This is a genomic window from Haloterrigena gelatinilytica, from assembly GCF_013342145.1.
Lineage (GTDB): Archaea > Halobacteriota > Halobacteria > Halobacteriales > Natrialbaceae > Haloterrigena > Haloterrigena gelatinilytica.
The window spans coordinates 1,049,400-1,072,291 of the sequence record NZ_JABUQZ010000001.1; the positions used below are offsets into that span (position 1 = coordinate 1,049,400).

Genomic DNA, 22,892 nt, shown 5'->3' on the forward strand with positions numbered 1-22,892 from the left:
ATTGAAACGTATCACCGTGTGAGGATTTCAATAATGCCACTTAGGTGTCTTCTGTCTTGTCTTCACCGAGAGCGAAACTCGCTTGAGGATTGTCAGCATCGTCGCCGGTGACGGTGTCGGGCCCCTCGATGAGTTCCTCGAAGTTGTCTACCTGGTCGTACTGGTCCCGGTAGAGGAGGGTTGCCTTCCCCTCGGATGTGATTTCATACAATCCGGATCGTTCGGCCGGACCGATCTTCTGAACGAGGCCGTAGTCTTCAAGGACTGGCAAGCGTGTATTGATGTTCTTGCGACTCTTCCCCGTATGAGAGGCTAAATTCGTCGCAACGTTTCGACCTTTATCTTCGAGTTCCTCAAGGATAAGAAAATCAGTTGGTTGACGAAGTCTCATATGTGGTTACTTTCATAATAAGAAGACACTTTAGTAAAACCTACGATTCCGGCCAACCAGTCTGCTGCGAGCTTCGATTGGTCCAAACAACACGCTTGCTGGTCACTACGCAGATATATCTATCGCTCAGTACAGGTAAAGCAGTTACCGAAGCGGCTATTGATCTGTCCAAAATATGCCAAAAGCACCTGCTGAATATAGAGCATGCATTCAGCACAGTCGATGTGTTTGATTCGCGTACAAGCTGACGAAAGCACTGACAAATTCGAATCAGAGTCTTGATCTACCGATTTCGGCGTAAATCCTCGTCTGGAGGGTCAGTTCCCCGTGGATAATTCTGTCTATTTGATGTGTTCGTTCGATAACAATAGTTTCTACGAGAGGAATTCATTCCCGAGCGACCAGAACCGAGGTAGTCACCGACTCGAGAACGTCCTCCGTCGTACTCCCGAAGAGTTGTTCTGTGAGTGTCGAATCCTCGCTTTCTCCGATCACAATCAGGTCGATCCCATTATCGCCGCTATACTGTGGGATTGCGTCTTCTGGAAATCCTTCGAGAACGGCTCGTTCGGACGTAACCCCAGCCTCATCGGCCATTTTCTCGGCCTGATTGAGCGCCTCTTTCGCTTCCTCATCAAGTGTTTCGCTGAGGTCATCCGCGATGTTGCCAACGGCGGATGCGGACATCTCCGTCCCAACATCTACAACGTGCAGGAGATGCACCTTGGCATCCATACTCGACGCAATTTCTATCCCATGGTCCAGCGCTGTTCCGCTCGCATCAGATCCATCCGTCGGGATAAGGATGTCGCGGTACACGTCAAAGTCCTATTGGCTGAACACCAAAAATCGTGACCATGTGTCAGACGGCCTCACGTTTTTTTGGTTCAACGACGATGGACCAATACCGAATGCAAGCACCCGAAATACTCCTCCGTCTCATCGCGGGTGCCGCGTTGATTCTCGCCAACGGGTTTTTCGTCACCATCGAGTTCGCGCTAACCCGCGCTCGACAGTATTCCAAATCGGAGTTCATGGAACCCGGTCTCGAACGCGCGTGGGAGATGACCGAGGAACTCGAAATCTATCTTACCGGGTGTCAGGTCGGCATCACCGCCTGTAGCATCGCACTGGGTATCGTCGCCGAACCCGCGCTCGCAGCGCTGTTCGAGCCGTTGTTCGGCGGAACGGTTCTCGCGTCGATCGGCGCGGGCGTGATCCTGGCGTACATCATCGTGAGCTTGGTACACAAGGTCTATGGTGAACAGGCCCCCACTTACCTCGGCGTTGAGCGCTCGAAACAGGTCTGCCGCTACGGCGCGACACCGCTGTATTGGTTCACGTTAGTCATTCGACCGATTCTCCGCGTCGGTGACTGGGTGGCGAAATGGACGCTTTCGCTGTTTGGCGTCGAGATGACCGGTGCGTGGCTCGAATCCGACGGTGAAGAAATTGAGGGGCGTGCGGACCTCCACCGACAGCTCGGGTTGATACTCGACGACAATGAGATTCCAGACGAGCGTCGTCAGGAAGTGATGAACGCGTTGGTGGTCGAGGAAATCCCCATCCGTGACATCATGGTGCCGCGCGAGGAAATCACCGCACTCTCAACCGACAATACCCCCGAGGAAAATCTTGCGACCGTTGAGGAGTATCCACATCTCCGCTATCCGCTGGTCGGCGAAGACATCGACGATTTCCGTGGGGTCGTTTACCTCGCGGCGATCACAAACCAGTTCGAGGCGTTCAAAAACGGCGACATCGACATTGAAGACCTTGCCGAGTCGCCGATGACGCTGCGGGCCGACGAGGTAATCAGTGACGCCATCGACCGCTTCCAGACGGAAAGTCAAGAACTCGCGCTCGTCACTGAGGAGGGGCGGGTCGTCGGCCTGTTAACCTCGACGGATGCCTTCGAGGAAGTGATGGGCGAACTCGAAGACCCCATTGACGTTTACCAGCGCGAACAACGCAGGGACGACACATCGGGACTAGACTCTCAAAGCGATCCGGCTTGAGACACTTCGTGAGAACGGTATTCGTCGTAGCGCGAAGAATCGATTCGCAGACAGGCCGTTTATCTGTGTTGCTCCAATATAACTTGCTATGCCGATGACCGCGCTCGAAGCCTCCATCAGGCTTGTCGTCGGTCTATTACTCATTCTCGCCAACGGGTTTTTCGTCGCCATCGAGTTCGCGCTGACCCGCGCCCGACAGTATTCCAAATCGGAGTTCATGGAACCCGGTCTTGAACGCGCGTGGGAAATGACTCAGAATTTGGAGATTTACTTGACTAGTTGCCAGATCGGGATTACGTTCTCGAGCATCGCGGTTGGTATCGTTGCCGAACCCGCGCTCACGGCTATCTTCGAACCGCTGTTCGGCGGTACCGTTCTCGCATCGGTCGGCGCAGGGGCCATCCTTGCGTTTCTCATCGTTAACCTCGTCCATCTCACCCACGGCGAGCAGACTCCTACCTATCTCGGCGTCGAGCGCTCGAAACTGGTCTGTCGGTACTGTGCGACGCCGCTGTACTGGTGGACGCGGGGCATCTGGCCGGTCATCAAGTTTGGAGATGGGGCGGCGAAATGGACGCTTTCGCTGTTCGGCGTCAAGATGACCGGTGCGTGGCTCGAAACCGAAGCCGACGTCATGCAGGGGCGTGCGGGCCTCTACAAGCGCTTCGGCTCGACTCTCGAAGCGGGAAACGTTCCCAAAGAACGCCGGCAGGAGGTGATGAACGCGCTGGCCGTTGGTGACATTCCGGTCGAGGTGATCATGGTTCCGCGCGAGGAGATCGTCGCGCTCTCGACCGAGAACACTCCCAAGGAGAACCTCGCGCTCGTCGAGGAACACTCCCATTCTCGCTACCCATTGGTCGGTGAGGAGATAGACGACTTCCGCGGCATCGTCTATCTCCCGACGATCACGAACCATTTCGAGGACCTCATAAGCGGCGAAGTCAGCATCGAAGACATCGCCGCATCGCCGATGACGCTCCCGGCTGACGAGGAAATCAACGACGCCATCGACCGCTTCCAGAGGGAAAATCAGGAACTCGCCCTCATCACCGAGGGCGACGAGATCGTTGGTCTCCTGACCTCGACGGGCGCCTTCGAGGAGGTCATGGGTGACCTCGAAGACCCAATAGACGAGCGGGCCGGACGCGCGCACCGTGGAACGGACCCGACCGGGACCTGAGACGCCACGCTTCAGTCAGAACGTGGGATAGATAGAGTGACCGAGTTCACATGGCCAGACGCTGAGTTCCCTTATCGAGTGGTCGGGGCGGTAGCTCGTTTTCAGGAACACGAAAATCAGAACGGAGCGCGCTCCCGCAAACTGCCTACCAAGTCCCGTATCGCTTCACGTTTGTAGTAGCCGACAGCGGAGGCGACGATCACGGTTCCGATGATTACCATCCCTTCGGTGAACTCACCGCTTGCCAGTTCGCCGCCGGCGTAGACGGTGAGAACGTACGCCGGGAGGCGTCCGACGGTGATAGCGACCATGAACGTTCGGAGCTGCCACTTGGTGAGTCCGGCGAGAAAGCAAATCGCGTCGTCCGGAAGCCCGGGGATGAGGACGAACGCGACGAGACCCGGGAACCCGACCCGGTCAACAAAATCGTCAAAACGAGCTACGACGTCTTCGTGGAGTATGTCTTCGACGAACGTACGACCGTATCGATCTGCGAACAAGAACGCGATTGCACTCCCAATGAGAACGCCGGTAATGCTGTAGACCGTGCCGGCCACCGAACCAAAGAGGTAGCCGGCAACGAGCGCAACGACCTGCCCCGGAACCGGCGCGACAACCACCTGACCGATCTGGACGAACATGAAGGCGGCCGGTGCAAGAACACCGAATTGATCTATCCACGTTCGGAGTTCGTCAGGATGGAAAATGAACGGTACGTATCGTCGAAGCAATAGGTAGAGGAGAACGAACGCAGCCAAGAGGAGAACGGTAACGAAGACCCCACGCTTCCGAGCATCAGCCGACGAGAATACCTGCATCTCAAGTCGAACGTATATTCTTATGGGCTTGAGCATTATCCCTTCAACGCCGAAGTGTCGAACTATCGACTGTTTGACTGACCTGCTTCATACACGTTCTCTGTTCAGCACTGTTCTACCAATATAACCGATGTTTGATAGAAGGGGACGCGTTAAGTTCGCACGTGTACATAGCAAACCGCTGCATTGCTTTCCAGACGTTCTAAGGAAGAACGCTATGATCAATAGAGTGTATAGTTTTACCGTTCGTCACTACTCTGGGTCTTCCGAGCAACGACGCGAAGCCGCCGATAGTCCGCGATCCATGTCCCGTCTTGGAACTGGGTCTCTCGAAGCCGATCCTCAACAGCGGCGATGACCGTTGACTGTTCATCATCGGGGATCGTAGACAATAGACTGTCACCAAACATGCCGAGCCAGTCCGCAAGTCCATCGGTCCCGTTATCAAGTTCAGTCGGTCGGTCGAAAAGTGTCGCGTAGCGCGTTTCGAGACCGTGCGATTCCAGTTTCGAGGCGTATTCGCCGACACTCGGGAAATACCATGGACTCTCAACATCGTAGCCGCGTGCAGCCGCTTCGTCACGAACAGCGTTCACAATGGCAGCGACGTTTCCTGTCCCACCAAGTTCCGCGACGAACCGACCACCGGGAACAAGTGCGTCGGCGACCGACTCAAGAACGGCATCCTGTTCAGGAATCCAGTGGAGGGCTGCGTTGGAGAACACGGCGTCGAACGGATCGTCGAACGAGAAGTCCCGGGCGTCCTCGTTGACGAATGTGTACTCGGGATAGGTCTCGTGGGCCGTCTCAACCATCTCTTTAGAGGCGTCGAGACCGACGACAGTTGCTCCTGACTCGGCAATTCGATCTGTAAGGTGGCCAGTCCCACACCCGAGATCGAGTATCCGCTCCCCGTGCTCTGGCTCCAGTAGATCGACTACCCCTTCACCGTACTCAAAGACAAAAGAGTGTCCCTCATCATAGCTATCGGAATTCCACTTGTTCGCCGGCATTTCGTCCGGTTCTTCCATACAGACCACTACTCTATACATTCACTTCTACCTGTTGGAATAACAAGTATTACTCCCTATTCGGACTTCACGAATTGCGAAAATTGGAAGGCTACGACCTGATCGAAGCGAGCGGGTCGACGAATTCGAAGCGATACGGTGTGGGTGATCCGGAATTAGAAGCGCCCGTTGAGTTTGATCCGCGAGAGACTGCAGAACTGGATTAGTCAGCTGTCATCATCGCCGCCTTCGAATCTGACTTCGAGTTTCCCTCTGTCCATTCCTCCATTAAATGGCGGAGAACCTCACTCCGAGATGCATCTCGGTCAATCTCGCCTTCGGCCTTCATCTGCCAGACCTTGTCGTCGAAATCATCGACGAGGTCTTCGGGAGCATAGATGCTGACCGTCTTCATGTCCTCGCTCATATAGTAGACAATTAGACTAGCAGATTATAAATCTAGGTCCGTTGTGTGTCCAATGGCACCATAAGCTATTAGTCCAATAGGGAAATAGAATTATGTGATGGCTGAGACGAGCATCTACCTCGACGAGGATTTGAAAGCTGACCTCGACGAGATCGCGCACGAGCGTAGCGAACCTGGGAACCGGGTTAGCCGCTCCGCGATCATCCAAGAGGCCGCCCAAGAATTCGTCGACCGCCATCGTTCTGACGAGAACATCGGAGAGAGCGACGGCGATGCCGGTGGAGCACAGGCTACGAACTAAACTGCAGTGAGTCGGGTGTCATAGCACCCGACTCGAGACAAATGACCTCGGTACGCATGACCTACGACACCACGCGTGTCCATAGTAAACCGGCGGCTATAGCAGCTAACAGCGTAAGTAGCGGCGGATTACTCACTGACCGCTGTTTCGAAACGACGCGGGTCACTTTTAGTGCGTATCGGGGCCAACAACAGAATCAACCACTCGCGGCCACGGCCGGAGCGCGACCCAAGTACCAATCAAATCGCGCCCCGGCTGTCCGCGGGTCACGAACGAAGACCATTCCGGGAGGTCGATCGCTCCCGGCACCAGACGTGACCATGAACACGAACGAAGACCACGACGAAAACGCTAACGGAACGAACAGTACCAACCTCGCCGAGACGGTCGGCGTCGTTCGCAGCGCCCTCGCGCGCCTCGAGGACAATAGCGACCAACCCAGTTGCCAGGCGCACGTCGAGGAAACAGGTTACTACGTGCTCAAGGATCCAAGCAACGGCGGCGCCTGGATCCGAACCCAGGACATCGAGGAGGTGCGGTGCTGATGAACGCCGACGTCAAAGCGGACGATCAGGCCAAACAGTCGACGCTCGAGGACGGCGAGGTGAGCGCCTGATGCCGTCGCCCGACTACCATCTCAACCAGATCGAGTACCACGTCGCGTGTCTGCGCGGCAAGGAACCCGACGTCTCGCCGAGCACGTTCGCGATTCCGACCGGCAGTGATCTCCGATACCTCCGCAAGGAGTGCGAGCTGTCAGTCGATGATGTCGCTGACGAGATCAACTACAGCCAGCAGATGATCCGGGCTGTCGAAAAGGGACAGCGGGCTCCCAGCCGAAAGCTGATCCAGAAACTGCTCGCGCTCTATCGGCGAGAGTGGCCAGCCAGTACTGGCGAGGTGGTTCGATGACTACGCGCTATGAAGTCGTCGGCGCCGTCGACCGATCGACGGCCGATGTCCTCGAGACTGCGGCCGACGTGATCCTCGTCGATGACGGTAACGAGGACCTCCTGATCGCCCAGCGCACGGAGCGTGAGGACGATGACTAGGGAGTGTGCCGACTGCGGAGCGACCACCGCGCCGGATCGACGCATCTGCCGCGACTGCTCGATCGAGGACCGCTACGGCGTCCCGTCGGATCACTTCGACGCCGACGCGGGGATCGTCTGCTGGGTCCAGGACCTCGAGGAAACGTGGCACGCCTCGATGTACTTCGAGGGCACGAGCCACGTTGCCGCGTGCGGGGAGATCTTCGAGACGCCGGTCGCCGACGTCCGCGACGACCCGCGCCGACTCGCCGAGAGGTCGACCTGCGACGCCTGCGAGGCCGCCCTCGAGGAAGACGAAGAAGAGGCCGCCGCGGATGGCGGGTTCGAGAAGGCCAGCAAGATCGCGACCGACGGCGGCGAGATTGACATCTACCAGTGGGTGCTCGACAACGTCCACGAGTACCCAGCCGGAACGGATTCGCGCTGGGGCTGCCGAGGTAACCTCGTCCACCAAGGCCGCAAGCTCGACAGTGTCGAGAAGGCCGACGTCCAGGAGGCGATCGGCCGTGCGGTCAACAACGAGGACCTCATCTCCTGGCACGGACTGCTCGCTCGAGCCGAGGTCGATCGGCTTCGGGAACTTGTCCGCATCGAACACGAAGAATACGACATCACCCGCCAGATCCTCGTCGGGAAGTGCAACAACCTCATCGAAAAGAAAAAGCAGGAGGAAGCCGACGACGGCGCCGAGCCAGAGGTCGCGGCCGACGGCGGCCTCAAGGAAGTGTTCCACCACGAGGCGATCGTTGCGACCGACGACGGGATGGCGATCGGCGGTAACGCCTCGAGCAGTACTGATCACCGCATAGTTCGGAATCTCTCGTTTCCACAAGAGCAACTGTCTCTTCCAATTGGACGGACTCGCCCCGACGAAAGCACTTTTGCAGCATATACTGATCCGCAGCGTTCACAGACGCCTACAACGCGCTCGGATTGTGCCTGCTCGGGTTGGACCATATTAATCACACACTTTCTCAAAACACTGTCGACGTCCCTTAATCTAGCCGTTGTTGTTCGTTCGTCCAACGACAGTTCTGTTCGCCAATGTCGGTTACTACACACGGAGACTAAACGCGACGGGGGTGTCCGCTAGATGCCCTGTACCATCCTCCGCGCCCTGACCGCGCTGACGATCGGCTTCGGCTGGGGCGTCCTCATCGGGGTGATCCTATGAGCATCGTCGAAGACGTCGACGTCGCAGCGGCGCCGACCTTCGAGGAGATCTCCGTCTCGAGTCACTGCCGCGAGCGCTGGGCCGAACGCTCCGACCGACCGAACCTCAACCCGCGCGTCGCGTGGCTTGAGGCCGTCCCGGTCGACTACCCGTCAGCGCGACCGCCGGCCCGGCACGCTCGGTTTCACGAGGTCACTGAGCTGATCCTCTTGGCCTCCGACGATGGGTTGCTCCGGACCTGCATCCCCCTATCGAACCGCCCGCGAGATGAACGCCGCTACATTCGTGACCAGCTCGAGGTGAGCGACCGATGAGTATGACTGACGCACCAACCGACCCCGAGGAAAAAGCCGTAGAGACCGTCGAGGAGAAACGCGATCTGTTCGAACGTATCGCCGAGGCCGACCTGCCGATCTCGGAGGACATCGAACGCATCCTCGAGATCGCCGACGGAGGTGACGAGTAGATGCCGTCAGTCGTCGCCCAGGAGGAGCTGTCGGAGGGCCGCGTTCTCGTCGACGGCGTCCTTCGCCTCCATGATGTCCTCGAGGGAGAGATCCTCGAGCTCGGCGACGGCGCCGGCGGACTCCATCCAACGCCGCTCGATTTCGTCCTCTTCGTCGATCGCCCGCTGACTCATCGCTTGGCCGCACCAGACGCAGACATCGCTATCCCGCGGCGTCTCGCGGTCGCAACGGGGACATTCGAGCGGTGCGAGATCCTCGTGCTCGTCTTCCTGGACGTCGAGGCCATGGGCCTTCGCGATCTCCCGGTCGTTCGCGTCGCCGAAGACCGAGATGTACCGGGAGGCGATGTCGCTGCCTCGAGTCCAGCCATGATGGTCCTCGAGGTGAGCCTGGGAGACGCCCTGACTCGCGAGATGCGAAGCGCTGGACTTCCGGAAGTTCGAGGGAGTGACCGGTCGCTCGACGTCGGCTCGTCGAGCCTTATCTTTCAGGATGTCGCGCACGCGATTGTTCGTGATCGAGTCGCCCGAGTTGAGGTTACACCAGAGCGGATCGTCGCGAGCGCCGGGATGGACCTCGAGCCACCGGTTGACGTAGGGGACCGACGGGATCAGGACGGGCGACCGACGACCCTGCTTCCCGTCGACGGTGACCTGGAGGCCGTACTTGTGGTCGGAGATCTGCTTCGGCGTCAGGTCGAACAGTTCGTACGGCCGCGGTCCGAGGTCCCAGGCCAGCGCGATCAGGGCGCGATCGCGAAGGTTCGCACAGGCATCGATCATCGGGAGGATCTCCTCTTCCCAGCGGAGCATGTCGCCAGGATCCGGCGCCGGATCGTAGTTGCTGGGGTAGCCGCCCGGAACCCATTCGAGGCTTTCGGGGATCCCGTCGACGTCGTTATCGCTGGCGAGCTTTCCGAACTGGCGGAGAGTGACGCGATAGTCCTTGTTGGTCTCTGGGGAGTTGGCCTTCTCGGTGTTGATCCAGGCGACGAGTTGCTCGGCGGCGCCGCGGTCCTCGAGGGCGTCGGCGAGGCCGCCGACCTCCTGGGCCATCTTCACCGCACGCATGAGGTACTTCTCGTGAGCGAAATCGCCGTACTTCGACTGGCCGAGGATTCGGATCCGGTCGGACATCCGACGGAGCGCTTCGGCATCGTCGTCGCTCATGTCCTCGGCCTCGTCGATCCGCTCACGGAGTCGTTTGATCGACTGCTCCGGGTTCGCGGTCATGACTTATACTTTAACTATGGGCATGTAAAGATCGGGTTAGGATCCCTCCCCGGGCACTGGCTTTCTACGCGACGTTACGAACGGAGCGAGTGGCGTCTGGGGCGAACGCGAGGCAGGAGAGGCTCGCCTCGCTCGTCTCTCCGCGGGCAGGAGCCCCGGTTTTCGACCACACTCGAGTCGAGAAACCAGAACGAACCGTCAATTCGGCCCGCATCACCAGCTTTATCAGACGTACCATAGCATGGCGGCGTATGGGGACGGGGGTCTCATCGAAACCGAGTCACAGCATCGTCACGCAGATCGCCGAAATCGAGGACGTCGATCCGACTGACCTCGAGCCGCCGCTTCACGCCGTCGTCGATCCCGACGCGCTCGAGCGGCTGATCGACTCGAGCAGGGCGGCGCTCTCGATTTCCTTCCCGTATCGGGGCCATCGCGTTCGCGTCGACGGCTCCGGAGCCGTCGAGATTACGACAGCGAACCACACCGACCCGAGCGGCGAGTCGCCGGAGGAGTCACACGGCGACTGAGCGGCGTCTGTCGCCGGCCCGACGGGCGGTCGGTTCGGGAGGCGTCGTGTAATCGAGACGGGCTCGTTCTGCGTCGAGATAGCGGCAGCAACCGGAATCCGCCCTCGAGAGGAGGGGGACGGCTACCGACTCGAACGTAGTAGCGGCGCGACCGGTCAGTAGGCGCTGCTCGAGGTCGCGAATAAAGAGGCGGAGAACGCGTCAGCGGGCGTCGAGTTACGCCGCTTCGACGCGGATCTCACCGTCAGCGGTGACGGTGACGAGATAGTCGAGGTACTCGAAGGAGACGGACCCCCCTGATCGAACCCCGTCCGTACGCGGTTCGAACAGTCGCTCGAGCGCGTCGGTGTTGATCGTGTAGTGAAGCGGCTCGAGTTCTGTTACCGATTCGTTGCCGAACGCCGCGACCGCGTTGACGATAGCGACGCTCAGTGGTTCGTCGTCGAGTCGATCGTACTGCGTAACGTACTCTGCGTCCGCTTGCGCGGACGGTGATCGTGTAGTCATCTCAGTCATTGATTTCGCGCACCCCCAGTGCGGTCTGTGGGAAGACAGCCGTTCTTCACCGGTCGTCGTAAAGAATCTGATCGTTATCTGTATAACCGACCGATCGGGGGCGGGTTATACAGTTAACCATCCAGCGAGCGGCCGTCGAACAGCGCGGTGAAGAGCTTCCGCTCGGTGGCTCGGACGTGTTTCTGGAAGGCGGGGGAGGAGATTCCCAGCGAGTCGGCGATCGATTCCCCGGTCGTTTCCCGCGGCCACTCGAAGAAGCCGCCGTGGTAGGCCGTCTGGACGACCTCGCGTTGCCTGTCGGTCAGTTGCTCGAGCAACGCGTTGCGGGCGGCGGCGTCGATCGTCGACCGCGTCCGCGTCGCGCCCTCCCGGCGGGCGACGAGCGAGACCGCGAACTCGCGGCGGTTGAGTTGCGACAGCACGTTCCTGACCTCGACCGTCTCCGGAACCTCGACGACCGCTCGCGTCCCGGTATCGTCGGCGACGAGCGACCGCAGCGTCCCGCCGTGGGCGTCGACGGCGGCGCCGAGAAACGGGTCCGCGTACTGGAGTTGCAACAGCGTCTCCGCGTCGGTGTCGGCGATCACGGACGCGTCGTCGATTCCCTCCAGTTCGGCGACGGCGGCCGGATCGACGTCGTCCGCCTCGTCGACGACCGCGAACACCGTCGGCGTCCCGTCGCCGCGGATCGCTCCGCCCTCGAACTCGACTCGCGCGTCCAGTCGGTCGGCGATACGACCCAGCGGATTCGGTCCCTCGAGGGCGAGCTCGAGTTCGACTGCGGGAACGCTCTCGCCGTCCAGCGGGGTCTTTCGTTTGACGGCATCGATCGAGTAGCCGATGGTTTCGCCGAGTTCGGCGAGCATGGATCGGAGCGGCTCGTCGAACGCGTCTCGATCGTCGCTGTACAGCGTCAGGACGCCGTAGAGGAAGTCGTCGTAGACGAGCGGGACGGCGTATACCGATTGGAAACTCCGGGAGAGGGCTTCGCCGCGCCAGGTCCCCTCGCGGATCGAGTCGGCGACGTTCTCGACGAACACCGGCGACCGCGTCCGCGCCGTTCGACCCGCCGGTTCGGCGGCGGAGTCGTCGACGGTCGTCACCGAAACCGCGTCGAGGTAGCCCCGTTCGTGGCCCGCCCGTCGGCGGGGCAACAGCTGATTTCCGCCCGGATCCGGCTCGCCGATCCAGGCGAACGAACAGCACTCGAGGTCGGCGAGGCGCTCGCAGATCCCGCGTTCAATCTCGGCGCGGGAGTCGGCCATCAGGAGCAACTGCTCGAGGTCCTGGCGAACCTGACCGGCCGCGTTGAGCCGCTCGAGGTGTTCGTTCTGGCGCTTGAGCTCCCACTCGTGGCCGTGGAGCCGGCGCGTTCGAGTGATGCGGTCGAGCGCCGCCTCCGCCGTCCTGGCGAACAGCTTGGCGAGTTCGAACGTCTCTTCGTCGTAGCGCCCCGGTTCGGAGTCGAGAGCGACGAGGACGCCGTGTTCGCCGATCGGGACGTAGAGACCGCTGCGAGCGTCCGTGGTCGGGTCGAACACCTGCGGAGCGTCCCTGACGTCGTCGAACCGGGCCGGCCTGTCGTCGACGAACGCTCGCCAGGCGAGGCTCTCGCCGGGACGGAGTCGCGGGGGCGATCCGACCGTCGACTCGAGGGTTGGCGAGTAGGCCGTCGGCACGAGTTCGTTTTCCCGGTCGTCGAACCGATAGACGACGGTCTCGAGATCGAGAACGTCGTTCGCGACGTCGACCACGTACTCGCAGGCGGCCTGCTCCGATTCGACGGTCAGCAGGTGGCTCGTCGCCTCGTGGAGGGCGTTCAACGCCGTCTGATACTGGGCGCGTTCGGTGACGTCGGCGGCGATACCGATCACGCGGTCGACCGCGTCGTCCTCGACGATCGGCCGACACCACTGTTCGAAGACCCGGCCGTCGAGTTCGATCGAAGAGTGGGTCGACACGCCCTCGAGAGCCGCCCTGAAGTCGGCGCGGATCGCGGGCTTGTCGTCGAAGACGTCGAACGCCGACTCGCCGACGATGTCGTCGGCGACCGCCTCGCTTCGCTCGAGGGCGCGCCCTTCCGCCAGCGCGATCGTCCCGTCGGCCTCGAGCTCGAAGAGAACGACGGGGATGTTCCGGATGATCGTCTCCAGCTGTTCCGTCCGGTCCTGCAGTTTCCGTTCGCGCTCGACCCGATCGGTCACGTCCTGGAAGTACACCGAGAGTCCGGACGGCGACGGGTAGAGGCGGACGTCGTACCAGCGGTCGGTCGGTTCGTAGTAGTGTTCGATCGACGCGGGCTCCTGGGTTTCCATCGCCTCGGCCGCGGCCGTCCGGAACGGCGTCTCCCGGAGCTCCGGGAACAGCTCGAGGATCGGATGGCCGATCACCGTGGCGGGATCGACGCCGAGGAGGGTCCCCGCCCGATCGTTGACGTACGTGAACCGCAGCTCCGAATCGAGCGCGTAGAACGCGTCGCTGACCCGTTCGAGCGAGCGCTCGAGTTCGCGTTCGACCCGGTGGACGGCCGTCACGTCGCGGATCGACGCGACGATCCCGTCGATCTCGGCGTCCGACTCGCCGCCGGCGCGGTCCTCGGCGGCCAGCCGATTCGTGAGCACGGCCTCGTGGACGTACCAGGCGTCGTCGGCGTGCTGACAGCGGTACTCGACGGTCGTCGTCGTCCCCGGCTCGCTCGCACAGAGGTCGTCGAACGCGGTCCGGATCGACGCGACGTCGTCCGGGTGAACGAGGTCCAGATAGTGGGTTCCGACGAGCGTCTCGGGCCCGTAGCCGGCGATCCCCTCGGCCGACGGACCCACGGCCGAGATCGTGCCGTCGTCGTCGACGACGAGCACCGCGTCCGAGGAGTGCTCGAGCAGCGCACGGAACCGCGTCTCCTGACGCGCGGCCGTGCGACGGACGGCGTCGAACTCGGCGGTTCGGCGCAGTCGGTTGGCGAGCAGCGACGACCGCTCGGCCGCGGCTTCGGGGATCACGTCCGTCGCCCCGTCGGCGCGGAGCCGATCGATCGACTCGTCCGCGGACGAGTCGAGCGCGTAGACGACCGGGCACTCCCCGTCGACCCGCTCGAGGACCGCTCGGTCGTCGGTGAGCAGGCAGTCCGTCTCGTCGAGGGACGCGTCCTCGAGTTCGGTCGCCGGATCGAGCGGTCCGCGAATCGCGATCTCGTCGTCGTCCGCGTCGATCCCCGCCGTCGCCCGTTGCAACCACGTCGACGTCCCGACCGAGAGGACTCGTACCGGGGTCGGTTCGGGAACCTCGAGGCCGCGATGCATAGCTGTCGATGGGAGGGGCGCGGATAAAAACCTCGTGGGGCGGACAGGTTCGGCCGACGAACGCCGACGGTCAGGACGGGAGCGGACAGAGGCTGGCCGTGAACACGACCCGCTCGTCGGTCTCGTTTCGCGCGCCGTGGACGGCGCCGCGCTCGTGGTGGACGACGCCCGGCGCGTCGATCGTCTCGCTCTCGCCGTCCTGTACCACCGTGACCGTCCCCTCGAGGACGTGGAAGACGTTCGTACTCTCCGGATGGTCGTGGGCCTCGAGTTCGGCGTCCGGACCGAGCGCGAACGCCTTGACGAGCACGTCGTCGCTGACGACCAGTTCCGCCGTTTCGACCTCGCCGTCGGCCGGCTCGAGCGCGTCGACCGCATCGGGATATTCGTCGAGCGTCATACCCGTCGGTTCGACACAGCGGCCCAAATGCCCATCGACGTGCTAGTTCCCACCGGACGTGACAACGTCCATCGAACGCGTTACTCGAGAGTCAGCGGTACGTGTTCGGCGCGGTACCCGTGTACGGCGTTCGCGTCCGCAGCGGCCTCGTCGGTGGACCCATCGTCCGTTCCCTCGTCGACATCGTCGAGCGCGTCGACGGCCGCGACCTCCCGAAGCTGGAGGTTCCGCTCCATCTTCGTGACGACCGGCGTCTCGTAGTTCGTGGCCCGGTACTCGAAGGATTTCCCCTCCTCGCGGCGGCGAGTGACGAACTCCCGGTGGCGCTCGAGTCGCCGTCGCCCGACCGACCGCGACAGCGCCGGCACGTCCTCGAGGCGGTCGTCGAACACCTCGAGGAACGACGACTCGAGTTCCGAGCCGACGGAGTTACGACCGGCGCACATCGCCGCGAGCGTTGTCGTGCCGGTCCCCCAGAAGGGGTCGAACACGGTGTCGCCGTAGGCGGAGTACATGCAGATCAGCCGGTAGGGGATCTCGAGGGGGTAGGCCGCCGACCGGTCGCGAAGCTCGTCGTGATCGTCCGAAAGCGCCTGCAGTTCGCCGCGAACGTCGGTCCAGACGTCGGTGAACCAGCGGTTGCGCTCCTCCCAGAAGTAGGCGGCCTCGTAGCGCCGGTCGGCGCCGGGTTCGAACGACCGGCTCTCGCCGCCCTTGCGGAAGACCAGCACGTACTCGTGTTCGAGGGTCACGTAGGCGTTGGGCGGGATCATCCCGCTGCCCATGAACTTCGCGGCGCTGTTGGCCGGCTTGCGCCAGAGGACGTCCGGCAGCGGATCGAACCCCCGCGACTCGAAGGCCTCGAGGACCCGCGCGTGGTTGGCGTAGACCCGGAAGCTGTCGTCGACCGACCGGGTCGCGTCGCCGACGTTGATACAGGCGATGCCGCCGTCGACCAGCACGCGCTCGAGTTCGTCCCAGACGCGGTCGAGCTGGGCGTGCATCGCGTCGAAGGCCGCGCGGCCGTCGCCGGCCTCGAGCGCGTCGCCGATAGCCGGATCGAGGCGGGTAAAGAGGTCGTCCCACATCTCGATCATGGGATAGGGCGGGGAGGTGACGACGAGTTCGACGGAGTCGTCGTCGATCGCGGCGAGATCCCGGGAGTCACCGACGAAGACGCGGTGGGTCGTCTCCATTGCCTTGACGTGTCGGCGTCGACCCCTTAGCTTCTTCGTCAGACGGCGTCGCCGATAACGATCGAGCGTCGGTCGACGACGGGAAAAACCGGCCGGCTTACTCCTCTTCTTCCTCGTCCGCGTCTTCGGACTCCGCCTCGGCTTCGACGGCCTCCTCGTCTTCCTCGTCGTCACCGCCCGTGATATCGTCGCCCGTCGCGGGTTCGAACTCCTCGATCGGCTCCCACTCCTCTTCCTCGCCGCCGGAGAGGCGGCGGCGAAGCACGGCGACGGCGGCGATCGCGCCGACGGTGATCAGGAGCTGCACCAGCCGGCTCGAACCGCCCTCCGACTCCGTTTCGGACTCCGTCTCGGGCGTCATCTCGGTGATCGACTCCTCCTCGTCGCCGCCCGCTTCCATGACGTCCTCGATGATCTCCGGTTCCTCGATCTCCTCGAGGGACGTCTCCTCGAGTTCGGGGGACTGTCGACCCGCGAGGAAACCGAGCGCCGCGCCGGCGCCGAAGAGGGCGCCCGCCAGCGGCAGACCGGAGCCGCCTCCGGAGTCGGATCCGCCGGCCTCGTCGACGGCCTCGACGATCGAGTCGCGCAGCGGGGACTTCATGCCCAGCCCGACGGCTTCCTTGACGATAGTCTCGGACAACATCTTCTCCTGTTGCTCGCTTTCGGCCATAATCGCTCCCGACCACATCCCCGTAAATAGTTCTGTCCACCGTTTCCAGTGAACGAATCGGTTCCTGACCAGTTATGGCGCGGCTACCGACCGACGAACGTCGTCGTAACTGCTCCCTACGTTCGGGGCCCGCGACTCGAGCGTCGGCGCGTCCGTCGACCGCGATCGATACCGCGTTTCCGACCGACGGCGTAGCGGTCTCGAGCCCGGTGGTTCGCCGGGTGGCTTCGGTTCCGGGACGCTATCGCTGTCCCTTCCGGCCCGTACCTGTTCGCCGATCGTCTCGTCTCCACCACGGTGTCCGTTCGTACGCGGACCCGTTCGCGAAACCGGTTCGGGAAACGGACTATTAGCGCCCTATATATTCGGCTCGGACGAACGCGTCGTTACGAACCCATTACTGTGTGACATAATGACTCCCATAACGAAAGGCCTCGCCTGTGACGTGGGCGGGTATGAGCGTCATCCGACAGCCCGGCGTCCTCGGTCGAACGACCCGACGCCGCGTCGTCGGGGTGACCGCGGCGTTCTCGACGGCCGCCGTCGAAGCGGTCGCCGTCGGGCTCTGGTTCGCGCTCGTGGTCGGATCGCCGAGCGCGTCGACCGCACTCGCCGCGCTCGGAATCCTGTTTTGCGGCTCGCTGCTCCGGGCGAGCGTGTTCGGAGCGACCGTCAGCGACGTCGGCGACGTCCTCCGTCCCCAGCGGCTCGGCGTCGCCCTCCTGTTGACCGGGAGCTGGATTGTCTGGCTGCTCGCGGCCCAGGAGGTCGGCGGCGTCGGGGGGCTCGCCGTCGCGACCGTCCTGCACGCCAGCCTCCTCGTCGGGCAGTTCGTCCTCGAGCGGCGCGCCTTTTGTCTCCAGTCGTCGTCCCTGACGACGCGGGCACCGATCGTGCCCGGCCTGTTGCTGGCCGTCGGCGCGGCGGCGCTGCTGGCGTCGGCCTGGTTCACCGACTGGGCGGTCGCCACGCCCCCGCTGTCGCTCGAGGCGACGACGATCGTCCTCCGGGTCGACGCGGTGCAGGTCGGCGTCGTCGTCTTCGGCCTCATGGCCTTTCTCGCCCACCAGCGGCGGTTCGAACGGCTCCTCGAGCCCTGCCCCTGATCACTTCCCCTCGGCGCCGACGTTCTGGTCGCTCTGGAACGAGTCCGGATCCGGCTCGATCGCGGCGTACTGGACCGCGCGCCGACCGAGGGTCGCGACGCGCTCCTCGAGTTTCTCGTCGGCGAACGCGCCGTCCTCGATCGCCGAGTGGGAGTTCGGCACGGCCGCCTCGTGGGGGATCACCCACGCGTTCAGCGCCCGGCAGACAGACCGCATGTGCTCGAGGGCGGTGACGGGGAAGGCGCCGCCGGAAACCGCCAACAGTCCGACGGTCTTGCCCCGAAACTCGTCGAACCCGCAGTAGTCGATCGCGGTCTTCAGCGGCGAGGAAAAGGAGCCGTGGTACATCGGCGAGCCGAGGACGATCGCGTCCGCCTCGCGGAGGCGGGCCGCCAGTTCCTCGGCGTCGCCTGCGTCCTCCCGATCTCGATCCGCGTCGAAGGTCGGTAACTCGTACTCGCGCAGGTCGAGCAGTTCGGTCGTCGCGCCGCCGCGCTCGGCGGCCTCGAGGACGCGCTCGAGGGCGGCGCGGGTCGTACTCGCCTCGCGGAGACTGCCACAGACTGCGGTGACGTGAACGTCGGCCATGTCGGGTCGTCGATCTCGAGGCAGATATAAGCGGTCCAACCGGTGAGGGAGTCGACGTTCGAGACGGACGGGATCTCACGTCACCACCGCACTGAAAGCGGCGTCAATCGCTCTTCGTCGGTGACTGATACAGCCCACCGGTCGGAGGTTCGAGCGATATCGAGTGACCGCACGTGCCCGCTCGAGGTGACGAAGGCAAATAACGGATCCGGGGGCCGACTGCGCGCGTTATCGGCGGAGTCGGGCCACGAGACCACCGTCTTCGGCCTCTTCGAGGTCAACTAGTCCGTCCGACTCGAGATCGGTCAGCAGTCCCGTGAGCCACTCCCGTCCGTACTCGCCGTCGGGGGCGTAGTCGACGCGGATGCGGTGACCCAGAGTGTCCAACTCGAGTTCGTCGTACTCCCGCAGGGTGCCGATCACGCGGCCGCGGAACTGGCGGCGACTCCCCTCGAAGGAGGGCTGGGTGGGGACGTCCGGCGCGGTGAAGTCGCCGCTGGCGTAGGCGTCACACCACTCGCGCCAGGGGCAGCCGACCTCGTCGCACTTCGGCGTCTTGGTGCAGGCGACGCCGCCCAGTTCCATGATCGCGTTGTTCCAGACTCGCGACTCGCCGTCGGGCATGAGTTCGCTCGCGGCCGTCTCGAACGCCGCGTCGTCGTCCGGAACGGAGAACGCGCGGTAGGCGACGCGCTTGACGTTCGTGTCGACGACCGCGTCGCCGTCGTTGAAGGCGAAACTCGCGACCGCGTTGGCGGTGTAGGGACCGACGCCCATCAGTTCCTGCAGTTCGTCGGGCGTTTCGGGGAAGTCGCCGCCGTACTCCGACTCCACCTGCCCGGCCGCCTCGTGGAGGTACTTCGCCCGGTTGTTGTAGCCGAGGCTGTGGTCCGTCCAGAAGCCCACGACGTCCGCTCGATCCGCGGCGGCGAGGTCGGCCGTCGTCGGCCAGCGCTCGAGGAATTCCTCCCAGGCCTCGACGACGCGGTCCAGTTGGGTCTGCTGGCTCATCACCTCGCTGACGAGGATCCCGTAGGGATCGTCGGTCCGCCGCCACGGGAACTCGCGGTGGTCGTCCTCGTACCACGCGATCAGGGCCTCGCGGACGGCCTCGAGGTCGTCGGGGAGCGACCACTCCCCGTCGCCCGCACCCGAACCGGCGTCGGCATCGTCATCGCTCTCACTCATCGGTCGATCTAGCGACCCGCCGGTCTTACTGGTGGCGGTTCGGGATCGATCGCTGTCCCGTCGGCCGTTGGCACGCGACGAGTCGACCACGAAAGCCCTATCCCGTCGGCTCGAGTCCCCTCCCGTATGAGCCTCGACGACCTCAACGACGACGTGACGGACGCCTACAGCGCGCTGGACGAGGACCTCACCGTCTCGCTCGACCGGGAGACGCGCAACGAACTCGCCTTGCTCGAGACCGCCCTCGAGCCCGAGGAGACGGACGAACTCGTCCGGCGGGCGATCCACATGCTCTTCCAGTCGACGATCGATACCGGGAAGCTGGACTTCCAGCTGCGAACGGCCTACGACGTCACCTACGACGAGTACCTCTCGGGGATGACTTTCGAGGAGATGACCGGCGCGGATCAGTATCCGACGATGGACGACGAGCGGCGCTATCAGTTCTAATTTCCGGCCGAATTCCGCGGCTGACGCGGTACGTTGCGATTCGAAAGGAGGCGCTCCGCGGAACCGACTCCCTCAGAGCCGATCGATCCGGTTGGGGAGCCGCGCGGTCGCGATCCAGAACTCGGCGACTCGCGCCATCGTCTCGGCGAGCGCCGCGGGATCGGACGGCGTCGGCAGGACGGCGTTAGCGCCCCGGTTGTAGGCATCAGTGACGACGTCGTCTTCGGGCTCGTCGACGGTGACGACGACCGGAATCCGCGAGAGTTCCGTCCGCTCGGCCATCCGCTCGAGCACGTCGACCCCGTCCGGACCCGGACCCGGGAGCTCCAGCCGAAGCACGACGAGACAGGGAGCCGGCGCGTCGGCGTACTCGTCGCGCCCCTCGAGAAACGCCAGCGCCTCGTCGCCGTCCGAGACCGCGTGCATGGTCGTCGCCCCCGTGTCCGAAAACCCGTCTCTCGTGTGGCGAGCGCGCTCGTCGGAGGGCTCGACGAGTAACACGTCGGCCGGTTCCGCCGATTCGCCTCGGTCGATCATCGAGTCCGGTCACCTCGGTCCCGTCGCCCGTCCCGGCGCTCGCTCCCGACCGTCGGCGAGACCGGGCGCTCGAGGCCGGGGTCTCGGTTCCGGTAGCGCTCGCCGGCACGACGGTGCTCGTCAGTCTGGGGTGGGAGAGTCATGTGACAGGCGATCGATGGCCGCCGCTCGGAACCGCGTCCGTCTCGGTTCGAGTCCGGTCGACGCCCGTTCGGCGACGGTCGGACTCGAGGGGAGCAGTCACCGTTAGTCGTCGATCGGCGCCGCGCTCGAGAGCGCTTCGTCGATCTCCGCGTCCTCCATCTTCTCTACGAGGGCGTCGATGACGTCCTCGCGTTTGCCCTTGACAAACTTGATCGAGCCGACGACGAGGTGGCCGCCGCCGGAGACGCCGCCGCCGGGGACCTCCTCCTCGAGTTCCGAGACCATGTTCGGAATGTCCAGCCGCACGCCGTCGCTCCGGAGGACGGCGAAGTCCGGCCCGTAGCCGACCGTGATCACGGGGTCGCCGGTCTCCTCGATCTTCCGGTCGTGGATCTCGCCGGTGGTCTTCCCCGGTGCGGGGTAGGTAAAGCGGTGGGCGTAGTTCTCGACGTCGATCCGGTAGAGGTGGGCGCCGTTGTCGAGCTCCTCGTGCTCGAGGTGGGGCATCGCCGCCTCGAGTTGCTCGTCGACCTCCTCGCGGGCCCGGTCGGCGAAGAAGGAGACGAGTTCGCGGTGGCGATCCTCGTCGGCCGAATCGATCTGGAGCAGGTCCTGAATCAGCTGGTCGCCGGAGTTGTAGCGCAGCCAGAAGGCGGCGTAGTCCAGCGCCTCGCTTAAGTCCTGAAGCCGCTCCTCGTCGTACCCCTCCTCGGAAGCGAGCTCGAGGTAGTCGTCCATCGCGTCGGCCTTCGAGCGATCCGAGAGGCCCGCGACGGCGGGGACGTGCCGGAGTTCGTCGCCGAGGTCGGGGTAGATCATCCGCGCGAGTTCGACGCAGCACATCCCCGTCGTGATCCGGTAGTCCTCGTCGTGGAGGTAGGGGTTCACGTGGGCGTCGAGCAGGTCCTCGACGGCGTCGGGATCGGGGTGGTGGTGGTCGACGACCGCGATCGGGATGTCGTAGTGGGCCAGCGTCTCGTAGGCCGGAACGTCCTCGGCCGTCGAGCCGTTGTCCAGCATGAGCAGCAGGGGGAGCTGCTGGCCGTGTTTCTCGCGGTCCTCGAGGGCGAAGTTCAAGTCCCGCGTGGCGTCTTCCATCTCGTAGAACGGCGCCTTGGCGGGCAGGCGCTTGATGAGGTGGCGCGGGGCGTTCTCGTCCTCGTGGACGTCCGCGATGAATCGCTCGAGAGCGATCTGGACGGGGACGGCGGCGCACATGCCGTCGCCGTCGGCGTGGTGGCGCACCCGAATGGGGCGTCCCTCGAGGACGGTCCGGCGAAGCAGCTTCGCGACCTCCCGCAGGTTCGGCCGCAGCTTCTCGAAGGCGGGCCAGTCGATCAGCGGCTCGACGTCGTGGGGTTCGGCGCGCTCTTCGAGGGCGTCCTCGAGGCGTTCGCGGGCGTCCTCGGCGTCGGCGCCCTCGAGTTTCGAGAGGCCGTCGACCTCGATCTGGATCGAGCCCTCGCGGCGCTCGGGCGTGCCGGTCACGCGGACGACGTCGCCGACCTCGGTGGCGGGGTAGGCGCGGACGCCGGCCTCCTCGAAGGCGGCGCAGGGGACGACGCCGTACTCGTCGGCGACGTGGAAGATCGTCGGGCCGGCGGTCTGTTTGACCTGGACGATCTTGCCCTCGAGGTGGATCTGGTCGCCGATGTTCGCCTTGAGCCGGTCGGTGCCGGTCAGGGCGTAGTCGTGGGCGACGTTCTGGAGCGTGTACTCCTCGACGTCGACCGGCTCGAAGGCCATGTCGCCGTTGTCACGGACGCTCTCGAGTTCGACGACGAGCTCGTCGCCGACGGCGAAGGTGCCCTCGAGGACCGATTCGTGGACGAGCCCGGAGACGGACTCAGAGAGATCGACGAAGACGCCGTAATCGACGATACCGTTGATTTCGGCGAGATACGGTCGGTTTCGCTCTACATCCTCTGCCGTACACTCGGCAGCGAGATCGTAGACGACGGAATCCCCGTCATCTGCGCCGGGATCCCCGGCGGACTCACGTGTCATCTTGAACCGTAGTTTGAGCCGGTCGCGTATAACCCTTGTCAAGAAGCGATACGACGGCTCGAGAACAGCTTCGGCGAAACGTCCCTCGCCGCGGCGTGTCGGCTACGGATCGATATCCGGAGTCGTCTATGGCGATCGCGTTCGGTACCAGAAATCTGGCGAGGCTTACTGAGATCAACACTACT

27 protein-coding genes are annotated in these 22,892 nt (G+C 63.4%); 12 read left to right on the plus strand and 15 right to left on the minus strand.

The window, feature by feature from the left end; genetic code table 11:
- Nucleotides 1-40 precede the first annotated feature (40 nt).
- A complete protein-coding gene (locus tag HTZ84_RS05340; RefSeq protein WP_174679724.1) occupies nucleotides 41-391 on the minus strand; it encodes a winged helix-turn-helix domain-containing protein in 351 nt (116 codons plus the stop codon).
- A gap of 387 nt (nucleotides 392-778) precedes the next feature.
- Nucleotides 779-1,210, minus strand: a complete 432-nt coding sequence (locus HTZ84_RS05345; protein ID WP_174679725.1) for a universal stress protein — start codon at nucleotides 1,208-1,210, stop codon at nucleotides 779-781.
- A gap of 92 nt (nucleotides 1,211-1,302) precedes the next feature.
- Here HTZ84_RS05345 and HTZ84_RS05350 point away from each other — a divergent pair, with 92 nt between their 5' ends.
- Together HTZ84_RS05350 and HTZ84_RS05355 are read left to right on the plus strand one after the other, a co-directional pair.
- Nucleotides 1,303-2,409 carry a CNNM domain-containing protein gene (locus tag HTZ84_RS05350; protein WP_174679726.1) on the plus strand — a complete coding sequence of 369 codons (1,107 nt, stop codon included), beginning with the start codon at nucleotides 1,303-1,305 and terminating at the stop codon, nucleotides 2,407-2,409.
- A 94-nt stretch (nucleotides 2,410-2,503) separates the two neighbouring features.
- Nucleotides 2,504-3,592: a CNNM domain-containing protein gene (locus HTZ84_RS05355; protein WP_394353294.1), complete on the plus strand. Its 1,089-nt coding sequence runs from the start codon at nucleotides 2,504-2,506 to the stop codon at nucleotides 3,590-3,592.
- Between the two features lie 116 nt (nucleotides 3,593-3,708).
- Here the strand turns inward: HTZ84_RS05355 and HTZ84_RS05360 are convergent, their stop codons facing one another.
- From HTZ84_RS05360 to HTZ84_RS05370, 3 genes are all read right to left on the minus strand, one after another.
- Complete coding sequence (locus HTZ84_RS05360) at nucleotides 3,709-4,410, minus strand: VTT domain-containing protein (RefSeq protein ID WP_174682534.1); 702 nt, start codon at nucleotides 4,408-4,410, stop codon at nucleotides 3,709-3,711.
- A 239-nt stretch (nucleotides 4,411-4,649) separates the two neighbouring features.
- Nucleotides 4,650-5,441: a class I SAM-dependent methyltransferase gene (locus tag HTZ84_RS05365; protein ID WP_217468196.1), complete on the minus strand. Its 792-nt coding sequence runs from the start codon at nucleotides 5,439-5,441 to the stop codon at nucleotides 4,650-4,652.
- A gap of 202 nt (nucleotides 5,442-5,643) precedes the next feature.
- Nucleotides 5,644-5,847 (minus strand): ribbon-helix-helix domain-containing protein, encoded by a 204-nt coding sequence (locus HTZ84_RS05370; RefSeq protein WP_254611709.1) that lies wholly within the window; start codon nucleotides 5,845-5,847, stop codon nucleotides 5,644-5,646.
- Nucleotides 5,848-5,944: 97 nt separating this feature from the next.
- On the opposite strand from HTZ84_RS05370, the gene HTZ84_RS05375 reads away from it, so the two are divergent.
- From HTZ84_RS05375 to HTZ84_RS05405, 7 genes are all read left to right on the plus strand, one after another.
- Nucleotides 5,945-6,148, plus strand: a complete 204-nt coding sequence (locus HTZ84_RS05375; protein WP_174679728.1) for a CopG family ribbon-helix-helix protein — start codon at nucleotides 5,945-5,947, stop codon at nucleotides 6,146-6,148.
- Nucleotides 6,149-6,468: 320 nt separating this feature from the next.
- A complete protein-coding gene (locus HTZ84_RS05380) occupies nucleotides 6,469-6,693 on the plus strand; it encodes a hypothetical protein (protein ID WP_174679729.1) in 225 nt (74 codons plus the stop codon).
- A gap of 70 nt (nucleotides 6,694-6,763) precedes the next feature.
- A complete protein-coding gene (locus HTZ84_RS05385) occupies nucleotides 6,764-7,060 on the plus strand; it encodes a helix-turn-helix domain-containing protein (RefSeq protein WP_174679730.1) in 297 nt (98 codons plus the stop codon).
- On the plus strand, nucleotides 7,057-7,200 hold the full coding sequence (locus tag HTZ84_RS05390; RefSeq protein ID WP_174679731.1) for a hypothetical protein: 144 nt from the start codon (nucleotides 7,057-7,059) through the stop codon (nucleotides 7,198-7,200). Before HTZ84_RS05385 ends, HTZ84_RS05390 begins: the two co-directional genes overlap by 4 nt.
- Nucleotides 7,193-8,293, plus strand: a complete 1,101-nt coding sequence (locus HTZ84_RS05395; RefSeq protein WP_174678788.1) for a hypothetical protein — start codon at nucleotides 7,193-7,195, stop codon at nucleotides 8,291-8,293. The genes HTZ84_RS05390 and HTZ84_RS05395 overlap by 8 nt, the downstream gene beginning before the upstream one ends.
- A 77-nt stretch (nucleotides 8,294-8,370) precedes the next feature.
- Nucleotides 8,371-8,688 carry a hypothetical protein gene (locus HTZ84_RS05400; protein ID WP_174679732.1) on the plus strand — a complete coding sequence of 106 codons (318 nt, stop codon included), beginning with the start codon at nucleotides 8,371-8,373 and terminating at the stop codon, nucleotides 8,686-8,688.
- A gap of 2 nt (nucleotides 8,689-8,690) precedes the next feature.
- Nucleotides 8,691-8,840: a hypothetical protein gene (locus HTZ84_RS05405; protein ID WP_174679733.1), complete on the plus strand. Its 150-nt coding sequence runs from the start codon at nucleotides 8,691-8,693 to the stop codon at nucleotides 8,838-8,840.
- A 6-nt stretch (nucleotides 8,841-8,846) separates the two neighbouring features.
- Here HTZ84_RS05405 and HTZ84_RS05410 read toward each other — a convergent pair whose 3' ends face one another.
- Complete coding sequence (locus HTZ84_RS05410; protein ID WP_174679734.1) at nucleotides 8,847-10,073, minus strand: site-specific integrase; 1,227 nt, start codon at nucleotides 10,071-10,073, stop codon at nucleotides 8,847-8,849.
- Between the two features lie 251 nt (nucleotides 10,074-10,324).
- Between HTZ84_RS05410 and HTZ84_RS05415 the strand changes: the two genes are divergently transcribed.
- Entirely contained in the window at nucleotides 10,325-10,603 is a 279-nt protein-coding gene (locus HTZ84_RS05415) for a HalOD1 output domain-containing protein (protein WP_174679735.1), read from the plus strand.
- Between the two features lie 216 nt (nucleotides 10,604-10,819).
- Here the strand turns inward: HTZ84_RS05415 and HTZ84_RS05420 are convergent, their stop codons facing one another.
- From HTZ84_RS05420 to HTZ84_RS05440, 5 genes are all read right to left on the minus strand, one after another.
- The gene (locus HTZ84_RS05420; RefSeq protein ID WP_174679736.1) at nucleotides 10,820-11,119 is read right to left on the minus strand and encodes a HalOD1 output domain-containing protein; all 300 of its coding nucleotides are present in this window, start codon (nucleotides 11,117-11,119) and stop codon (nucleotides 10,820-10,822) included.
- A gap of 113 nt (nucleotides 11,120-11,232) precedes the next feature.
- Nucleotides 11,233-14,418 (minus strand): PAS domain-containing protein, encoded by a 3,186-nt coding sequence (locus tag HTZ84_RS05425; protein ID WP_174679737.1) that lies wholly within the window; start codon nucleotides 14,416-14,418, stop codon nucleotides 11,233-11,235.
- Nucleotides 14,419-14,488: 70 nt separating this feature from the next.
- Nucleotides 14,489-14,818, minus strand: coding sequence for a cupin domain-containing protein (locus HTZ84_RS05430; protein WP_174679738.1), 330 nt, complete (start codon nucleotides 14,816-14,818; stop codon nucleotides 14,489-14,491).
- Nucleotides 14,819-14,898: 80 nt separating this feature from the next.
- Nucleotides 14,899-16,014: a DNA-methyltransferase gene (locus tag HTZ84_RS05435; protein ID WP_174679739.1), complete on the minus strand. Its 1,116-nt coding sequence runs from the start codon at nucleotides 16,012-16,014 to the stop codon at nucleotides 14,899-14,901.
- Nucleotides 16,015-16,111: 97 nt separating this feature from the next.
- Nucleotides 16,112-16,687, minus strand: a complete 576-nt coding sequence (locus tag HTZ84_RS05440) for a hypothetical protein (protein WP_174679740.1) — start codon at nucleotides 16,685-16,687, stop codon at nucleotides 16,112-16,114.
- 455 nt (nucleotides 16,688-17,142) lie between these two features.
- Here HTZ84_RS05440 and HTZ84_RS05445 point away from each other — a divergent pair, with 455 nt between their 5' ends.
- Nucleotides 17,143-17,793: a hypothetical protein gene (locus HTZ84_RS05445; protein WP_174679741.1), complete on the plus strand. Its 651-nt coding sequence runs from the start codon at nucleotides 17,143-17,145 to the stop codon at nucleotides 17,791-17,793.
- Here HTZ84_RS05445 and HTZ84_RS05450 read toward each other — a convergent pair whose 3' ends face one another.
- Both HTZ84_RS05450 and HTZ84_RS05455 read right to left on the minus strand, forming a co-directional pair.
- Nucleotides 17,794-18,381, minus strand: coding sequence for an NADPH-dependent FMN reductase (locus HTZ84_RS05450; RefSeq protein WP_174679742.1), 588 nt, complete (start codon nucleotides 18,379-18,381; stop codon nucleotides 17,794-17,796).
- A gap of 228 nt (nucleotides 18,382-18,609) precedes the next feature.
- A complete protein-coding gene (locus HTZ84_RS05455; RefSeq protein WP_174679743.1) occupies nucleotides 18,610-19,569 on the minus strand; it encodes an HhH-GPD family protein in 960 nt (319 codons plus the stop codon).
- A gap of 126 nt (nucleotides 19,570-19,695) precedes the next feature.
- Here HTZ84_RS05455 and HTZ84_RS05460 point away from each other — a divergent pair, with 126 nt between their 5' ends.
- Nucleotides 19,696-20,019 (plus strand): hypothetical protein, encoded by a 324-nt coding sequence (locus HTZ84_RS05460; protein WP_174679744.1) that lies wholly within the window; start codon nucleotides 19,696-19,698, stop codon nucleotides 20,017-20,019.
- A gap of 72 nt (nucleotides 20,020-20,091) precedes the next feature.
- On the opposite strand, the gene HTZ84_RS05465 is transcribed toward HTZ84_RS05460, so the two are convergent.
- Nucleotides 20,092-20,556 (minus strand): response regulator, encoded by a 465-nt coding sequence (locus HTZ84_RS05465; protein WP_174679745.1) that lies wholly within the window; start codon nucleotides 20,554-20,556, stop codon nucleotides 20,092-20,094.
- A 246-nt stretch (nucleotides 20,557-20,802) separates the two neighbouring features.
- Nucleotides 20,803-22,707 carry a DHH family phosphoesterase gene (locus HTZ84_RS05470; RefSeq protein ID WP_174679746.1) on the minus strand — a complete coding sequence of 635 codons (1,905 nt, stop codon included), beginning with the start codon at nucleotides 22,705-22,707 and terminating at the stop codon, nucleotides 20,803-20,805.
- Nucleotides 22,708-22,892: the final 185 nt, after the last annotated feature.

Coding starts and splice junctions, on each gene's coding strand:
- HTZ84_RS05415 (WP_174679735.1), top strand. CDS start 10,325: ATGGGGACGGGGGTCTCATCGAAACCGAGTCACAGCATCGTCACGCAG.
- HTZ84_RS05350 (WP_174679726.1), top strand. CDS start 1,303: ATGCAAGCACCCGAAATACTCCTCCGTCTCATCGCGGGTGCCGCGTTG.
- HTZ84_RS05420 (WP_174679736.1), bottom strand. CDS start 11,119: ATGACTGAGATGACTACACGATCACCGTCCGCGCAAGCGGACGCAGAG.
- HTZ84_RS05465 (WP_174679745.1), bottom strand. CDS start 20,556: ATGATCGACCGAGGCGAATCGGCGGAACCGGCCGACGTGTTACTCGTC.
- HTZ84_RS05405 (WP_174679733.1), top strand. CDS start 8,691: ATGACTGACGCACCAACCGACCCCGAGGAAAAAGCCGTAGAGACCGTC.
- HTZ84_RS05340 (WP_174679724.1), bottom strand. CDS start 391: ATGAGACTTCGTCAACCAACTGATTTTCTTATCCTTGAGGAACTCGAA.
- HTZ84_RS05380 (WP_174679729.1), top strand. CDS start 6,469: ATGAACACGAACGAAGACCACGACGAAAACGCTAACGGAACGAACAGT.
- HTZ84_RS05385 (WP_174679730.1), top strand. CDS start 6,764: ATGCCGTCGCCCGACTACCATCTCAACCAGATCGAGTACCACGTCGCG.
- HTZ84_RS05355 (WP_394353294.1), top strand. CDS start 2,504: ATGACCGCGCTCGAAGCCTCCATCAGGCTTGTCGTCGGTCTATTACTC.
- HTZ84_RS05395 (WP_174678788.1), top strand. CDS start 7,193: ATGACTAGGGAGTGTGCCGACTGCGGAGCGACCACCGCGCCGGATCGA.
- HTZ84_RS05375 (WP_174679728.1), top strand. CDS start 5,945: ATGGCTGAGACGAGCATCTACCTCGACGAGGATTTGAAAGCTGACCTC.
- HTZ84_RS05470 (WP_174679746.1), bottom strand. CDS start 22,707: ATGACACGTGAGTCCGCCGGGGATCCCGGCGCAGATGACGGGGATTCC.
- HTZ84_RS05365 (WP_217468196.1), bottom strand. CDS start 5,441: ATGGAAGAACCGGACGAAATGCCGGCGAACAAGTGGAATTCCGATAGC.
- HTZ84_RS05430 (WP_174679738.1), bottom strand. CDS start 14,818: ATGACGCTCGACGAATATCCCGATGCGGTCGACGCGCTCGAGCCGGCC.
- HTZ84_RS05425 (WP_174679737.1), bottom strand. CDS start 14,418: ATGCATCGCGGCCTCGAGGTTCCCGAACCGACCCCGGTACGAGTCCTC.
- HTZ84_RS05460 (WP_174679744.1), top strand. CDS start 19,696: ATGAGCCTCGACGACCTCAACGACGACGTGACGGACGCCTACAGCGCG.
- HTZ84_RS05440 (WP_174679740.1), bottom strand. CDS start 16,687: ATGGCCGAAAGCGAGCAACAGGAGAAGATGTTGTCCGAGACTATCGTC.
- HTZ84_RS05410 (WP_174679734.1), bottom strand. CDS start 10,073: ATGACCGCGAACCCGGAGCAGTCGATCAAACGACTCCGTGAGCGGATC.
- HTZ84_RS05450 (WP_174679742.1), bottom strand. CDS start 18,381: ATGGCCGACGTTCACGTCACCGCAGTCTGTGGCAGTCTCCGCGAGGCG.
- HTZ84_RS05400 (WP_174679732.1), top strand. CDS start 8,371: ATGAGCATCGTCGAAGACGTCGACGTCGCAGCGGCGCCGACCTTCGAG.
- HTZ84_RS05455 (WP_174679743.1), bottom strand. CDS start 19,569: ATGAGTGAGAGCGATGACGATGCCGACGCCGGTTCGGGTGCGGGCGAC.
- HTZ84_RS05370 (WP_254611709.1), bottom strand. CDS start 5,847: ATGAGCGAGGACATGAAGACGGTCAGCATCTATGCTCCCGAAGACCTC.
- HTZ84_RS05390 (WP_174679731.1), top strand. CDS start 7,057: ATGACTACGCGCTATGAAGTCGTCGGCGCCGTCGACCGATCGACGGCC.
- HTZ84_RS05360 (WP_174682534.1), bottom strand. CDS start 4,410: ATGCAGGTATTCTCGTCGGCTGATGCTCGGAAGCGTGGGGTCTTCGTT.
- HTZ84_RS05435 (WP_174679739.1), bottom strand. CDS start 16,014: ATGGAGACGACCCACCGCGTCTTCGTCGGTGACTCCCGGGATCTCGCC.
- HTZ84_RS05445 (WP_174679741.1), top strand. CDS start 17,143: ATGAGCGTCATCCGACAGCCCGGCGTCCTCGGTCGAACGACCCGACGC.